The sequence below is a fragment of the Butyrivibrio hungatei DSM 14810 genome (assembly GCF_900143205.1).
GTDB classification, from domain to species: Bacteria; Bacillota; Clostridia; order Lachnospirales; family Lachnospiraceae; genus Butyrivibrio; species Butyrivibrio hungatei.
In genome coordinates this window covers 1-14810 of record NZ_FRDH01000017.1, presented here as the reverse complement: position 1 = coordinate 14810, position 14810 = coordinate 1, and the positions used below count along the sequence as shown (strand labels likewise).

The following is a 14810-nucleotide window of genomic DNA, read 5'->3' as shown; positions in this document are numbered from 1 at the left end:
AAGACTTCCCTCAATCATACTTTATATATGATCCATATCTAATCAAATCATACAAGTGACTAAACTTTATATACTTCTCAAAAATTTGCTTGGCAGAATATTTTTTTCGTATCTTTTCAGATTTCGTTTTCTTGGTCAACCAGCGCCTTCCGAATGGTTCAAAGCTCATTATGTCATAATCGTTTGCTGCCCATTCTAACTGTGCCTCATCAGGATCGTCCCCTAACAAAAACGCCCCCATCCTCTGAGTTCTTAGTTTCATCTTATGATATGCTTCAGGATGAAAAGTCATAATATAATTTCCATATGTCTCAAATTCACTAAAGCCAGTATCTTTAACTACATTTCTATCTACAGATTTTAATATTTTCTCATAAAATGTTTTGCCTTCAAGATGTGGATTGATCATAATTTTCTCAATCATCTCTTGCATAAACATTCTTGAAATCATCATATTTTCAGCAATGAACGATTCCTTTGGATTAACACGTTTTACTTCTCCATCAAATAACGTGTCTATTGTATCAAAATATGGTCTATGATATTCGATCTTGGTCACAAAACATGGTTTCCCGTCTTTAGAAAAATAGTTAATCTGATGTAGTGGTATTGTATCTGAATCAAATAGTAGATAATAATCATCTTCGCAGATATAAGAGTAAGCCATTTTAAGAAATTGTTGGTAAAACCAACCTGCTCGATAATCATATCCACAGATAGATTTCAATATTTCTTTAATTTTTGATAAAGTAAGCCCTTGTAAAATTTCTTCCTCATCCAAAAACTCCACTCTATCTTCAGTCGCGAATGCATCCTCTATCATCTTTTTACATTTAGTATTGGCTACTATTTTAATATGCTTTAAACCTGGTCCTAAATTTTTAATCATATATGGGTATGACTTCGATAATATATGAAGTTTGTCAGGTGTGGCCATAATTATAGCGTTGTATCCCATAACCATATTTTTTTTACTATCCTTTCCACCCGCATAATTTTACTAGAACTCTCAGACTTACATCTTTGTCCTTAACATTCTAAAATCCTTCAGTGCTTTCCAACCAATTTTAACGATTTTAACTAAATCAATGGAATTCTTTCCGGCCTGACGAGACTTAAATGAAATCGGTAAAAACTTTGTTTTCTCTCCGTAATAAGAAAAATACACCGTAAACATTATGTTTGGGATATTAAAATCTTCTGGGAGTTTATCGATATATTTTTTTAACGCATCACCTTTCATTAATCTGAAAGGTGCATTAGCATCAGGTACTTTAACGCCAAAAAAGATGCGAACCAATATACAAACTACTTTTTCTACAAAGGCCCGCCCTTTACCATCTCCTCGTTCGCTTCTATATCCAATTATTGCGTCAAAATTAGCACGTTCATTCCAAAACATCTCGAATTCATCAGGTGATGTCTGCCCATCAGAATCCGTCTGAAACACGTACTCTGCTCCATCTTCTATAGCAAATCTGTATAGTGCCATAAGCTTGGGGCCATGGAATTTTCCTGTATCTGATAAAACCGCTAACTTACTATGATCTAGTGACATTCTTTCTAATAATTCATGTGTTCCATCATTACTACCGCTGTCAGCAACAATTATTTTTGATTTTTCATTTTTCTCTTCTATAATTGGATACCACTGGTTTATAACCGATTCTATATTCTCAACTTCGTTATAAGCAGGCATCACAATATAAAGGGTATCATTTGCCATCATTTCACCATTTTTCTATAGTTTAGTCTTGAAATACTATATCTAATAGATTTATTTAAAACTCTTTTGCATGTACGTATTCTTTTCTCAAAAGAGAATCAGCTTTATTAGTCAATTTCTTACATATTCGTGTAAAGTAACTATTCTTCTTTTTTTGCTTCCTTTGATACCTCAACAAATTATCCTTTCTCATAGGATATTCTACAGTTTCAAAATATTGGTGAAGCTCGGTGCTGTTATCAAAAGGTTTCCTACAGCATGTATCATTTTCATCACGAACAACGTGATAAATCTTAATCACATCTGATATAACACCTTGGTTTGCAATCCATATGATATCATTTTCAGGATTGTATCTTTTAAATGTTCCAAGTATATCGTCTATATTCTCTTCTATGTATAACAATTCTTTAGATTTTCCATTTTCATCTGATGCTTCATCAGAAATATAACGGATAAAAAGAGTTGGCTCTGTTATTTTCTCGTAAAATCTTTCTATTCTTCTTCTGTGCTTTTCACGAACGAAATCTAACTGAGAATCTAGGCATTTATACTTGTCAAAATCATGTATGAATACAAATTGATATTTTTGATCAAGATAAGTGGATCTTACTTTTTTACTTTGATATAAGTTATCATAATCAAGATAATCAGAAAAATTATCGTTAATAGCTGATACTATGCCCTCAAAATCGGAGATTATCCAATCAAATGGATATGAATAATCTCTTAACCCGTACTTCTCTAATTCCATGGCCACAGAACAAAAATATCCTAAAGAAATGTAGTTTTTATACTGTTTTTTTAACTCATCCATTATCTTGTAGCATCTTTCTCAAATACTTATCATGATCTATTGCAAAATAACCTGTAACATGAGAATCTTTTCTAACATTTGAAGCTACTACAGAGCCTAAAGTAACATGGGTTCTATCACCAATTTTAATTATATTGGAGATGGTAGCATTTGGACTAATTAGTACATCATCACCAATGAATGTATATCCAGACACACTTACTGAATTTGGCATCATTACTCGTTTACCAAGCTGTACACCATGAGCTATGTAACACAAGCTTCCTATCTTGCAATCATCTCCCACAATTGTTTTCTCATATGGGAATGCAGGTTTTTCAATTACTGCATTCGCATTCAACTCAACATTCTTGCCAATTACAATTGTTCCTGTCTGCGCAGTAGGTATAACGTCTTCTCCATCAACCTTATAATCATAACCAGGTGTTCCAATAACCACACCGCTACGAATAATAGTGTTATCTCCTATTTCTACACCATCTTCAATCTTAACAAAGCTATCAATCACAACGTTGTTGCCTATTTTGACATTATTAGGTGATATATCAGCAAGTTTAGATATTTTACAGTTATCACCAATCGTTGTGTCAAATATTGAATTCAGATAAGAATCTTTAGTTGAAAGATAATTATGTACTTTGTAGAAAACAAGTCGAGGATTTTCAACTGCACACACACCTTTCCCTGTAGCTTTAGCAGTTTCAAACAAGTCATAGGTTGTGATTATCATATTTACTGAATCATCGACTTTTCTAAAATAGTCTTCAGATAATATAAATACACATCGGTTCTTTTCATCTCTCCTTGGCAATAACATGGACATATTGCAAAATGAGGACTCATTATACATCTTATATTCATGTATTCCCATCTCGGTTAATACACTACTTAATAGGATTTCTTTCATCGTCACCCTACTCCCCAAAATCATTTCCTTGATCATACAATACTGCTTTTATCTCTTTGGCAATCTTTTGAGAGTTATATCTTTGTCGGCAATCTCTTGCAATCTTCTCGCTATCATACTCGATGTTAACAATTTTTTTCATAGCTTCAGCTAAAGCGTGTGGATCCTCCATAGGTACCAGTAAACCATTAGAATCATCAATAATATCCGAAGGACCGCCACACATAGATGCTATTGCTGGAATACCGCACGCCATTGCCTCAACATATACGATTCCAAAAGTTTCGTCTCTACTTACCAGCACAAAACAATCGCTTCTATGCAATTCTTCTGCAAATTGCTTACGTTCATACTTGCCAGTGTAGGTTATATAATCTTGTATCCCCAGTTCAATAGCTAGTTTCTTAACGTTTTCTAACTGTGAGCCATCACCCATTATAGTTAAATAACTTTTTACTCCAGACTTCAAGAATTCCGAAAAACCCTTTACAAGGATATCCATTCCTTTTCGATATTCTACCTGAGCAGCAGAGACAAATCTATACACGCCATCATCTCGTTTATTACTAGGTGCATATTCAAAGCTATTAAGATCCACAATATTATGAACTACTGCACAATCTATTCCACAGTAATCTTTGAGTACTTGTGATAAAGCATTACTAACAGCTATAACTTTTGTTGCTGCCTTATAGGTGGTCTTCATTCTTTCATTAACATATGCTCCCATATCTATAGGCCATACATGTTCAGTAATATAGTATGGAATCTTGTTTAGCCGACAATACTCAGATACAGCTAATGCTTGCTGGCATGTATGAACATGTATGCATTGGGGTTTACCATGCTTTTTTTCTATAGCTGATATAGCTCTGTTAAAGCAGTAATCTTGAATTATAAACTTGTATTTTGGCGATAATGGTCCATATGGAAAATTGAATTCATATACAGGTATGCCATTTTTTTCAAAAGTATTCAGCCCCCATTTACGCCACTTCTTGATTGAACGGACATCCAACGCTAAGAATACGACATTTTCTCCTATCTCTTTTAACGCTTTAGCCTGATCAAATTGAAACAAACCATTAGTAGGCCATTTTTCGGACGGGCATCCCCAAGACACCTCCAAAATATAGTCTTTACTCATTTATCCTCTAGCTTCTCCTCTTTTGAATCTAGATACTACAAACAGAAATATGTATTTTATTGATTTAATGTACACATTCGCTGGAAATCTTTTGTATTCTGCAGGTATGGTCTTAAACACTTCTTTGTACTTTTTAAACTGCCTAGTTAGTAGCATACTTAATATGCCTACAGCCGTATAATTGGCATACCAATTAGAAAAGTTGATCTCTTTTGACCATCTAGCACTCATACCATTAAGCAGATCTATGTGATGCTTAAATTTCTCCAATTTAGTATATCTTGAATTGTAGTTCTTTTTTCCATCATTAGAATTGACCACTCTATGAGCGTCTGTATAAATATCTAATAAATACACAGGTCCTTTGCGCAAAATAAGCACTTCATCAACTGCATCATCTACAAATTCGCTTATCTGCCTTGCTTGAGCAAAATAATCTCTTCCTTCTTCAGTCAGAAAATAATTGCGCATAAAAAAACCATGTGTTCCTAGCGGAACACATTTTTCGTAGTCTTCAAGAGTATACTCTCTATTAAGCATAGTTCTGTCGCGAGGGACTTTGTCATAGGGTATTTCACTGTCATCCATTCTGAGCTCAATTCCATTAAACAGTGCAACATATTTATCATGTTCATCCAGAAACTTAGTTTCTATCTCTAACTTATCTTTCCTGATCCAATAGTCGTCACCAGATAATACGGTAATATATCGGCCCCTACACATTGATCTCGCCTTGAAAATATTAGACGGAATACCTATATTATGGTCATTATAATTTACACGTATAATATCTGGATATTTCTTTTCGTACTCTTCAAGAATAGCCCTAGTTCCATCTTGAGAATAATCATCGGAAATAACTAACTCAAATTTATAATGAGTTTCCTGTGAAAGAACACTTTCTATAGCTTGCCTTATATATTTTTCATGATAGTAAGTCAGCATATACACACTGACATCAATTTCATTTGTTTCCATTGTATACCCTATAATCACTCAGTAAACTTAATAACCATATATCCATCAATTATTCCACAATATCCATCATGAGGATATACATTCATATTCTTGTATTCTGTAGTTTGTTTTATCTTCTCAACTACTTCTTGATCTGAATTAATCTTATAGTCACGTCCTAAAATATATCTCATATACCAATAGAATGTAGTATTATATGTAACAGTAGTTCCACTTGTACCAACTCCTGAAACATTGCCATACACCCATCTAAATTCATAATTCTGTCCCAAGGCAGTAGTCTGATCTCCAACCATTACTATCTCAGTCGTATCAGGTTCGAAATCTTTATTTCTTTCGATATCGTATACAATATTGATCATGCTAGCTTGTGTACCTTCGCCAACAAGCTTTTGATAGTAAAAAATATCGTTGGCAAATCTTATGACAAAGAAAGAAATAACCACCATGATTACTATAGCGCAATGACACATATTAACTTTTTTGATTACGCTAATATCATTTCCGTACTTGAGCAAAGGAAACAACATCAAAATATACAGTAACTGGTAAGGAAATGTAATCATTTGAACAACATTTCCTTTGGTAAGGAAACATAATCCATTTATCACCAATGGGAATAACAGAACTAATAATGCTGCTAAAATTTTACCTGTTCTGTAATTGATCTTTTTGGTAATAAAACAAATCCAAATATAAACAGCCATAACTGCTATGACAATATTCAGCAGAATTATCCATTTCGCACTGTAAATATTGTTAATAAAATAATATCTAAATACCTGCTTATAGCATATTGGAACCAGTTTGATATAGTCCAGGATACCATATGAAGTAAGGTTCCCAAGACTTTCATACGCATCTCCCTGATAAGACTTAACGCCACTTAAAAACTGAAAGATCTTCACAAGTAGCAAGTAAAACAAACCTGATAAGATGATTGAAGCCAAGTATAATAGTCCTTTTTTAATCACCTTAGCCACTTTATCATTTTCAGAAAGATTGCTTATTGAAAGGATTACATAAATACCAATTGCCGCAGTTATATAACTTTGATACAATCCTAGCGAAAATGCCATTATCAATGCTGAAATCAAAAATCCCCATATATTATCAATACGAACAAAGCACCATAATGATAAAACTGCTAAAAATAAAGCACATGCTAAAACATCTAAGCAAAAAATATATACACACGCATTGGCAATAAAAGCTATGTTTAATAGATACACCATTGAAACAATAGCTATTTTCCAATAATCGAATCTTATCTTTAGAACATCTAGTGTAAGATAGATAGCGCCTGCATAAAACAGCAATGTAATAACACCAATCAGCCAAGGTGCTTCAACAACGCCTCGCATTTTTCCATAATACAATGCTCCAAAACGACCTACAGACATCTCCCAGTACTGATTGATCTTAATAGTCATCATACCATCATGTGCAGGTGTAAAGTTAAAAAACACATATGCATAAGTTATTAGCCCTAAAACAAGCGCTGAAATCAGTACTTTTTTAAAATTTTCTATCTTAACTTTATTGTCCATCATTGTTAGATATCGTTTTTCCGATAACCTTTCTAAATATCATTATCTTTTTTAAACTATCTTTCGACCAACTCAATCATGCCCGCATATGGATGAATCAAAAAGCATACCTTCTTGCCATCTATAGCTATTGCTGGCTTTTTTTCTTCCCACATTACATACTTTCTTGCTAGCAAGATCTGTATATCTTTATCCATATCTTCAGTCTCATAGCAAATATGATATGGCGTGTTTCCTAGTTTTTTCATAAGTCCTGCAACTGTAGATTCTTTAGATGTAGGAGACACAAGTTCTATTACATAACCATCTTTTTCCATGAAGCATATATTAATCTGTCGGTCATCATCATAAACATCTTCTTGCAAAACGGTATAGCCCATGTTTTTGAACTCTTCTTTGGCCTTATCTATTTTTTTTACCAAATACCCAATATGATGGATCTTCATTTTTATAACTGCTCCATGATCAAATCAATGATATTGCCTACTTTTTTGAGATTCACAACCTCTTTCATCGCAAACTTTACATCAAACTCGTCTTCAATCGTTCCGATAAGTGTGATATGAGCTAAGCTATCCCAACCATCCACATCTGTTGCAACAGTCTCTTCGCTTACTTCAATATCTTCGTCATCAAAAACATCTCGTATTATTTTTTGAAGTTTTGATAATACTTCTTCTCTACTCATTATTTAACCTCTTTTACTTCTATGTATTTATTCATTTTTTCGCATTCTTCAGGTATCTGTTTTACCCAGGTTGTGTTGCCTTCTGCATCTTCGTCAGTCTTTTCAAATCCAAAGAGTGAATAAAATTCTTTTACCATTGAATTCTTCGCAGTTGGATAATAATAGCCGATTATTATTTTGATACCTTTTTTTGAACATATCCTAATCAGCTTATCCATCATAGCATATTCCAAATCTCTTTTTAAGACTCTGCAGCTCATAAGCCACAGGTCGATATGTAGCGTATTTTCAAGCTCTTTGCCAATAACAACGCTTACTACACCATTGTCACCAAACTTATCTTCAAGTTTTCCGTACAACGTAATGTAACTGTCATCTTCTGATATTTCCTGAATCTCAGCCTGCGTATATCTCTTAGTAGTTAAATTGAACTGATTACTCTTGTTGGTAAGCTGCGCAATTCTAGACATATACATATCATTGAACGGCTCAATTTCTGCTACCATTTCAAGTGACTTAAGGTACTCTCCATAATCTGAATAGCTTGTCTGGGCCTGTATGCGCTTTGCATTCGCCGCATACATCTCATTTCGCTTAGTATCATCAGCAGAAAGTTTGGTCACTTCAAAGTATCCAGCTTGATCTATTCTCTGAATATATTGCTCAACCTGTCCTATATCTGGCGTTTGCACTCCACTTATAGTCTGAGATACATTTTCTCGCTCCGCAGGGTTATCATCTATCAGTACAAAGGATTCTGGAAGTAAGCTAAGCTCATTAGCTTCATCTACAAGATTCTTACCCTTTGGTTCCCAGTTTGCTTTAAAGGACACAAAGTCACCTTCCTTAAGAATAGAATCCGGTCTCGCTAAACCCTTCTTTGCTACTTCATCATCATTTTTGGATATAACTGTCAGAAGTGCTCCGATGTTCTTTTGTTCTTTTATATATCTCTGGAACTCAGAGTACGTCTGACCAATTGCAGTCTCTTGTCCAATCTCAATATTCTCAGGTCCGTCGTCACCAATGACTCCGCCCCAAAGCGTATTATCAAGGTCTAATGCCAGAACTTTCTTGTTTTTGCCAAGAATAGATTTGATGATTTTATACACTCCGTGCGCTGTATAAGGAATTGCTGGCACACACATAGCATACTTGTATAGATGCCAAAATGATGGATCAGCCCACTTCTCTAAACCGTATGATGCTGCTTCATAGTTTATGTCATGAATGTAAAAATTCTCATGATTTCTAGCATATTCATAGAGTTTTTCATTCAGTCTATTTATGAAGTTCAGTTTACCTTGAAGCATGCATGCATCTTGGTTGCCAAGAAGTCTGTAGAATGGCATTTCGAAGTTATTCTGAATGATGGAGCAATGATATTTATCAAATAGATGGTTCCAAAGGCTAGTGAATTTATTAATTTCGTTTTCTAGCTTCTGGCTAATCTGCTCGTTGTTGTCTGTTACTTCAGGCCAATCATATATATTTCTGTTGGATGTGTGAATATAAATAATCTCTGGGTCAAAGTCTACCAGGGCTGGGTTATCAAACATTCCGTCTTCATAGTACTTGTTGTATTCTGACTCGTAGAAGGTAGGCTTGATTCCATCATTTAACAGAAATAGCTCTAGAATATCCTTTATGTCACTGGTAGTGCTACCACCGAGGATGGCTATTCGTTTTTCTATATAGCTCTTAGTGGTGTCTGCTAACAGTTCTTTTTTTATTTTCCTTTTTTTCTTTAAAATCCATTCGGAGTCGAATGGGTAATCAAGTTCTCGCATAAAGTCTCTTTCTATGTTATTTAGCGCTAATTAAATATTATTCATTATTTCATCCCACACTGTCGTAGTTGGCTTAGGCTCATAATGTACGCCATCAACTTCTTCAATGCCGATATTTTCAGAAACAAAAGTATACAAATCAATCACTTTTATATCATGCTCTGCTGCCCATTCAGCCTGCGCTTGGTTGTACTGTAGCATTTTTTCATTTAGATAGTCCGGTATGCAAACATCTAGCAAATGCTCATCATCAGTTGGACCCACATTACATAAAATCAGTCTTTTTCCATTTTCAAGTATGCCGTTATAGTAGCCAATATATGGTGTGAAATTACCAGCATCATTTGCGCCAAGCCATGTAATCAAGGTATCAAAGTTATCCATACCATACGCATCGATGGTTTCCACTAGATAATCATATCCGCCGCCGTCCATTGCATATACTGTGATTCCATCTGCATTTATGCCAGATACATCATGAACAGTTGCAATGAACATATCCACAGTTCTGGAATCTCCAACGAAAAGGATACGTCCATAGTTCTTTTGCTGTATAAGGGAAGCATAACCGTAATCGTAATAGGTTGTCTCTTCAGATGATGTGGTACTTGCAGCGGTATTTTGTCCATTTGAAGTGGTGTCAATGGTATTTTTACCGCAACTACATAGTAGGAGCGTTAGTAGTATTACTGGTAATAGTAGTATCTTTTTATTTGCTTTCATCTTTGTTTCCGCTTAGTTGTGATGATTGTAATACAATAAAAGCGACGCTTGTGCGTCGCTTAAATTATACTATTTTTGAGGGGAGGGGGCAAATTGCATGATTCATATGTCTTTCTCCTAGATTATAATCATTCCATCTCTTTTCTGCATTCGCTTTCTTCCTTTCAACAGCAACACGATTCTTCGCTTGCTCAAGAGCCTTTTGGGCACTCTCCTTTCCCTTGATTGTTGTGATTTCGTTGTTAATCATTTTGATTTCCTCCTAAAATTTGTATAAAAAAAGCACCTTAGACGTTTTGAATCTAAAGTGCTCTGTAGCTATGTTTATTATTTTTCTCAACAATGTTGAGAATATTTTGTATTTAGCATTCTATTATTTCTCAAACTAAAAACCTGCGTAGATGTATGTTGCCACACCCGTAAATGATACCATAGACCACACAAGCATGATAGCTATAGATAAGGATCTCCAGAAAGACCTCTTATAGGTAATCTGTTTAGTATTTTTTAAATTCAGCACTATAAAAAATGCTATCAAAAGAATTGCCCATAGGTTAAAACCATATATTCTATTGTAGAAATATTGTATACCTTCGGCTATATATTTAAATGCACTTGAAAAAGATTGTGTTTCCCAGAAACTAATTTCTGTTAATGCCACGCTATCGATAAGCCCTTGGCTCACAAATAAAGAATCCATGCACATCATTTTCTTTAATAAATATACTGCCTGTGATAAACTTTCGGCTCTAAATAGCAGCCACAGAAAATCAACTAGTGTAAATGTCACCATCCATTGAAATACTACATTTGTTTTTTCCCAGGTCTTTTTGAAAATCCTATTCAGACAATTCAAGAAACCATGTAGCAGTCCCCATACTATAAATGTCCAATTGGCTCCGTGCCATATACCACTTATCAAAAAAATAATCATTATATTGGCATATGTACGTACCTTTCCCTTTTTACTACCCCCCAGCGGAAAATAAATATATTCTCTCAAAAATTGAGTCAATGTAAGATGCCATCGTCCCCAGAAATCTATTATTGAAGTTGACTGATACGGAGAGTTAAAGTTTATAGGTAATTCAATGTTAAACATTCTACTCGTTCCAATAGCCATATCACAATAACCGCTAAAGTCAAAATATAATTGGAACGTATAGCAAAGAGATACAATGAAAATATCAAGTGATGACATGGCATCTACATTGCTAAATCCCCACGACACGGCATTTGCAAATGTGTCTGCTATTATTACTTTTTTGAATAGTCCTATAGAAAAACAATATAAACCCGATAAAAGATTCTGATAATCCAAACCTCGTTTATTTTCATCCCTAAACTGTTCAATAACATCATTGTGCATCAGTATAGGTCCTGAAGCAATATGAGGAAAATAAACTACATACAATGCATAATCTATAAATCTGGTATCTTTATTAAGCTCTCTATAAGTGTCTACTAAGAAAGCTATCTGCTGAAAAGTATAAAAACTAATTCCAAGAGGCAATATAATTTCTTTAGTCAGTAATCCGGTATTGAATGCATTATTTATATTTTCTATAAAAAAATTATAGTACTTAAAATACAGCAATGACGCCACATTACAAAGAATACCAACCACAAGAGCACATTGTCTAATCCTTTTAGCAGATAATTTTTTTATGACCATGCTAAATAGATAGTTTATGAGCACGCTTCCACACAACATCAATGCATAAATATAATTAAAATACCCAACAAACCATAAAGACATACAAACTAAGAAAATATTTGCAATGGTGTATTTTTTGAATTTATTAAAAACAAAATAGCCAACTATACTGAGTGGCAAAAAAACTAATATATAGAAAAAACTACCGAATCCCATTATTGTTCCTCATTACCTACGGCAAAAGTGCTGTAATCATAATTACTATAAAACTCTTCTATTTCATCCAAATACTCTTTGTAGTTTTCTTTTGTCAGCATATTTTCACCGTTTTTCATTCTAACAAGAATATCGCTATTAACCCACTCACCATAATGTACTTGGTCTTTATAATTATCTAGGTTACATGTTAAATCAAAGTCATTTGTAAAAGAATATAGCTTGGCATTCGGGCATTCAAGAAGTAGTTCTATTGCCGTCCGCTCAGCCTCAATATTCCATTTAACAGTTCCATTAGAATGAGCTGTATCCCAATAACAAATACTATATGGAGAAAAGAACAAATAAAATGTGGTATCTGGATGTTCGTTTATTGTAGCAATGACATTTTGTTCAACGTTCCCTTTTATCATTTCATAATCATCTTGCGTAAATTCCTTTTCTGGTTGTACATCATCAGTATGTGTATATTCTCCCAGCACAGTTTCTCTTCCAAACGTAAAGGCTGAACACCAATTAGAATAACTATCAAAATTTGTAGTTGGAACCTCATTCCTAATATTCAAATAAGTTGAATAAGTTTCGTTGAATAAAATTGTTTTATTCAGAACATATTTGATATCATCAAAAGGATTAGCATTTACCATATACTCAGGAGCTTTAAACTGAGGATGCAATGTGTCTTTCTCTTCATGCTCTGCGTCCTTATCTCGAGCCAGCAAAGTATAATCCAAACACCGTATAACCATTTTTATGTCATTGTCTGAACTAAATGACCTTTTAATCAGATGATCCAATTCTTTATAATATCCGCCACTATAAGGAACTTTGATAAAGTTATATCCAAATATCTCTGATGCTTCTGATGCTTTAAAATTTTCTGTCATAGAAGTTCCAACAATATAAGCGTCATAATCAAAATGTCTCACTATACCATCATTGGAATATCGCTGGCGATAAAATGTATATCCATAATCAGTTAACGGCTCGTGATAATGGAAATACGGGTCAATAATTATAGTAGGTAATGCAAACAATAACATAATAAAAAATGTCATCGCTATTGTTACCCAAAACCAAATCTTATCTTTGTTTTCTGTTTCTTTCATAACATATCCAAAAAGCGTACTTTCTTGTTTTTCATTAAATATCAAATCAACATTTTTCATTATAAGACTTTTAATAATCAAAAACCATAAATAATCAGTATTTAAAGAATCTTTGTTCATAAAAAATGTTTCGATATTTGCCCAACAAGAAAGTACACCTTCTTGCTTAAAGATGCACTTTCAATTAAGTGGCTTTCTTGTATATTCCTGCTCGATATCTAAATGTTGAGGCAGGCATATTTACTTGCTTTGCAGCCTCTTCAGTAATTATTTCCCCAGCTTTCCACTTCTGATAAACTGCATGAAAATTTTCTGGCAAAGGTCTTGGTGGACGTCCAAGTTTAACACCTCTTGCCTTCGCAGCTGCAATTCCCTCCGCCTGTCTTTGATGAATTGTACGATATTCTGTTTCAGCCATATAAGAAAGCAATGCAAGAATCAAGTCACTAATAAACGTACCGAGAAGATTCTTTTCGCGTCTTGTATCAAGAATAGGCATATCAATCACCACAATATCAGCACCTTTTTCCTTGGTGATAATTCGCCATTGTTCACTTAAATCACGATAACTACGTCCTAGCCTATCAATGGACTTGATATAGAGTACTGACTCACTATTGAGTTTTTTCAAAAGTCGTTTATATTGCGGTCTTTCAAAATTCTTCCCAGAAAGCTTGTCCAAATAGATGTTTTTTTCTGGCACTCCCATCTCTTTCAAGGCAATAATCTGCCTGTCCTCGTTTTGCTCTCGTGTTGAAACTCTAGCGTAACCATAGATTTTTTCTTGATTCTTACTCATAATGCACCTCCGCTCATGATTCATGAATTACGTCTACAGTTTAACTTTGCTATTTGCTCTCTTCGCTGTTGCTTTAGTTCCTCCGATATCTTTCTAGGCTTACGATAACTAACGTACTGTTTCATCATAGAATATATCTTGTCGATATCAGTTACCTTTAGAAACTTATACACCTCTGGGAACTCGTTAACTAACGTATCAAGTTTTCTCATAACCGCCTTGTCACAGGTAAAGACTATCGCATCAGATTCAGCAACATTAAAGTTGATGATTGTTTCTTGTTCATACTTGGTCAATACTGCCATATGCACATCTCCTTTCGATTCTGATTTTAGGAATTAAAGAATTCCGATTTTGAGAACACTATTCATACTTATGACAAACTGCTCTATCGTAAGCGCTAAATTATTAGGCGGATAGCTGCCGCCACTAAACAAGTTCATAATGGATTCGAATAACGTACATTTTACTATGTTTAAAGTCGAATGATGAACATTTCACTACGACTTGGAAGGAGCTGCTATGTCGAATCCAAGGAAACAATTACCTCGCAGATCTGATGAGGACTGGTACAGACTCATCATGGACTGCCGTAAGAGTGGACTATCCGATGCTCAGTTTTGCAGAGTAAATGGAATTCCAAACTCTTCGTTTTGTACTGCTATCAAACGTCTGCGGAAGAAATCATTTGCGATTCCTGAAG

Annotated in this window: 17 protein-coding genes; 1 reads left to right on the top strand and 16 read right to left on the bottom strand. The window is 34.3% G+C overall.

What is annotated here, in order from left to right:
* Window positions 1-10 precede the first annotated feature (10 nt).
* From BUA02_RS15090 to BUA02_RS15015, 16 genes are all read right to left on the bottom strand, one after another.
* Window positions 11-889 (bottom strand): DUF6492 family protein, encoded by an 879-nt coding sequence (locus BUA02_RS15090; protein ID WP_207647726.1) that lies wholly within the window; start codon window positions 887-889, stop codon window positions 11-13.
* Between the two features lie 126 nt (window positions 890-1015).
* Window positions 1016-1729, bottom strand: a complete 714-nt coding sequence (locus tag BUA02_RS15085; protein ID WP_242946522.1) for a glycosyltransferase family 2 protein — start codon at window positions 1727-1729, stop codon at window positions 1016-1018.
* A 52-nt stretch (window positions 1730-1781) separates the two neighbouring features.
* On the bottom strand, window positions 1782-2543 hold the full coding sequence (locus tag BUA02_RS15080) for a DUF1796 family putative cysteine peptidase (RefSeq protein WP_072705635.1): 762 nt from the start codon (window positions 2541-2543) through the stop codon (window positions 1782-1784).
* Window positions 2536-3450, bottom strand: coding sequence for a DapH/DapD/GlmU-related protein (locus tag BUA02_RS15075; RefSeq protein ID WP_072705633.1), 915 nt, complete (start codon window positions 3448-3450; stop codon window positions 2536-2538). The genes BUA02_RS15080 and BUA02_RS15075 overlap by 8 nt, the downstream gene beginning before the upstream one ends.
* Before the next feature lie 7 nt (window positions 3451-3457).
* A complete protein-coding gene (locus BUA02_RS15070; RefSeq protein WP_072705631.1) occupies window positions 3458-4597 on the bottom strand; it encodes a glycosyltransferase in 1140 nt (379 codons plus the stop codon).
* The gene (locus BUA02_RS15065; protein ID WP_072705629.1) at window positions 4598-5575 is read right to left on the bottom strand and encodes a glycosyltransferase; all 978 of its coding nucleotides are present in this window, start codon (window positions 5573-5575) and stop codon (window positions 4598-4600) included. It lies immediately after the preceding gene.
* Window positions 5576-5589: 14 nt separating this feature from the next.
* Window positions 5590-7128, bottom strand: coding sequence for a glucosyltransferase domain-containing protein (locus tag BUA02_RS15060; protein ID WP_072705627.1), 1539 nt, complete (start codon window positions 7126-7128; stop codon window positions 5590-5592).
* Between the two features lie 53 nt (window positions 7129-7181).
* A complete protein-coding gene (locus tag BUA02_RS15055) occupies window positions 7182-7571 on the bottom strand; it encodes a VOC family protein (RefSeq protein WP_072705625.1) in 390 nt (129 codons plus the stop codon).
* 2 nt (window positions 7572-7573) lie between these two features.
* Window positions 7574-7813 carry an acyl carrier protein gene (locus BUA02_RS15050; protein WP_072705623.1) on the bottom strand — a complete coding sequence of 80 codons (240 nt, stop codon included), beginning with the start codon at window positions 7811-7813 and terminating at the stop codon, window positions 7574-7576.
* Window positions 7813-9603 carry an HAD-IIIC family phosphatase gene (locus tag BUA02_RS15045; protein WP_072705621.1) on the bottom strand — a complete coding sequence of 597 codons (1791 nt, stop codon included), beginning with the start codon at window positions 9601-9603 and terminating at the stop codon, window positions 7813-7815. The genes BUA02_RS15050 and BUA02_RS15045 overlap by 1 nt, the downstream gene beginning before the upstream one ends.
* A 30-nt stretch (window positions 9604-9633) precedes the next feature.
* A complete protein-coding gene (locus tag BUA02_RS15040; protein ID WP_072705619.1) occupies window positions 9634-10326 on the bottom strand; it encodes an SGNH/GDSL hydrolase family protein in 693 nt (230 codons plus the stop codon).
* A 64-nt stretch (window positions 10327-10390) separates the two neighbouring features.
* Window positions 10391-10576 (bottom strand): hypothetical protein, encoded by a 186-nt coding sequence (locus BUA02_RS15035; protein WP_072705617.1) that lies wholly within the window; start codon window positions 10574-10576, stop codon window positions 10391-10393.
* 135 nt (window positions 10577-10711) lie between these two features.
* Entirely contained in the window at window positions 10712-12199 is a 1488-nt protein-coding gene (locus BUA02_RS15030; RefSeq protein WP_072705615.1) for an MBOAT family O-acyltransferase, read from the bottom strand.
* On the bottom strand, window positions 12199-13368 hold the full coding sequence (locus tag BUA02_RS15025; protein WP_143147446.1) for a hypothetical protein: 1170 nt from the start codon (window positions 13366-13368) through the stop codon (window positions 12199-12201). The genes BUA02_RS15030 and BUA02_RS15025 overlap by 1 nt, the downstream gene beginning before the upstream one ends.
* A 124-nt stretch (window positions 13369-13492) precedes the next feature.
* The gene (locus BUA02_RS15020) at window positions 13493-14107 is read right to left on the bottom strand and encodes a recombinase family protein (protein WP_072705613.1); all 615 of its coding nucleotides are present in this window, start codon (window positions 14105-14107) and stop codon (window positions 13493-13495) included.
* A 20-nt stretch (window positions 14108-14127) separates the two neighbouring features.
* On the bottom strand, window positions 14128-14412 hold the full coding sequence (locus BUA02_RS15015; protein ID WP_072705611.1) for a hypothetical protein: 285 nt from the start codon (window positions 14410-14412) through the stop codon (window positions 14128-14130).
* A 217-nt stretch (window positions 14413-14629) separates the two neighbouring features.
* Here BUA02_RS15015 and tnpA point away from each other — a divergent pair.
* On the top strand, window positions 14630-14810 hold a 181-nt coding region (tnpA, locus tag BUA02_RS15010; RefSeq protein ID WP_416386382.1), incomplete at its 3' end, for an IS66 family insertion sequence element accessory protein TnpA.

What these genes read in the sequence shown, in the direction of transcription:
- BUA02_RS15065 (WP_072705629.1), bottom strand. Translation starts at nt 5,575, where the DNA reads ATGGAAACAAATGAAATTGATGTCAGTGTGTATATGCTGACTTACTAT.
- BUA02_RS15015 (WP_072705611.1), bottom strand. Translation starts at nt 14,412, where the DNA reads ATGGCAGTATTGACCAAGTATGAACAAGAAACAATCATCAACTTTAAT.
- BUA02_RS15070 (WP_072705631.1), bottom strand. Translation starts at nt 4,597, where the DNA reads ATGAGTAAAGACTATATTTTGGAGGTGTCTTGGGGATGCCCGTCCGAA.
- BUA02_RS15025 (WP_143147446.1), bottom strand. Translation starts at nt 13,368, where the DNA reads ATGAAAAATGTTGATTTGATATTTAATGAAAAACAAGAAAGTACGCTT.
- BUA02_RS15055 (WP_072705625.1), bottom strand. Translation starts at nt 7,571, where the DNA reads ATGAAGATCCATCATATTGGGTATTTGGTAAAAAAAATAGATAAGGCC.
- BUA02_RS15080 (WP_072705635.1), bottom strand. Translation starts at nt 2,543, where the DNA reads ATGGATGAGTTAAAAAAACAGTATAAAAACTACATTTCTTTAGGATAT.
- BUA02_RS15060 (WP_072705627.1), bottom strand. Translation starts at nt 7,128, where the DNA reads ATGATGGACAATAAAGTTAAGATAGAAAATTTTAAAAAAGTACTGATT.
- BUA02_RS15090 (WP_207647726.1), bottom strand. Translation starts at nt 889, where the DNA reads ATGATTAAAAATTTAGGACCAGGTTTAAAGCATATTAAAATAGTAGCC.
- BUA02_RS15050 (WP_072705623.1), bottom strand. Translation starts at nt 7,813, where the DNA reads ATGAGTAGAGAAGAAGTATTATCAAAACTTCAAAAAATAATACGAGAT.
- BUA02_RS15075 (WP_072705633.1), bottom strand. Translation starts at nt 3,450, where the DNA reads ATGAAAGAAATCCTATTAAGTAGTGTATTAACCGAGATGGGAATACAT.
- BUA02_RS15035 (WP_072705617.1), bottom strand. Translation starts at nt 10,576, where the DNA reads ATGATTAACAACGAAATCACAACAATCAAGGGAAAGGAGAGTGCCCAA.
- BUA02_RS15085 (WP_242946522.1), bottom strand. Translation starts at nt 1,729, where the DNA reads ATGATGGCAAATGATACCCTTTATATTGTGATGCCTGCTTATAACGAA.
- BUA02_RS15020 (WP_072705613.1), bottom strand. Translation starts at nt 14,107, where the DNA reads ATGAGTAAGAATCAAGAAAAAATCTATGGTTACGCTAGAGTTTCAACA.
- BUA02_RS15030 (WP_072705615.1), bottom strand. Translation starts at nt 12,199, where the DNA reads ATGGGATTCGGTAGTTTTTTCTATATATTAGTTTTTTTGCCACTCAGT.
- BUA02_RS15045 (WP_072705621.1), bottom strand. Translation starts at nt 9,603, where the DNA reads ATGCGAGAACTTGATTACCCATTCGACTCCGAATGGATTTTAAAGAAA.
- BUA02_RS15040 (WP_072705619.1), bottom strand. Translation starts at nt 10,326, where the DNA reads ATGAAAGCAAATAAAAAGATACTACTATTACCAGTAATACTACTAACG.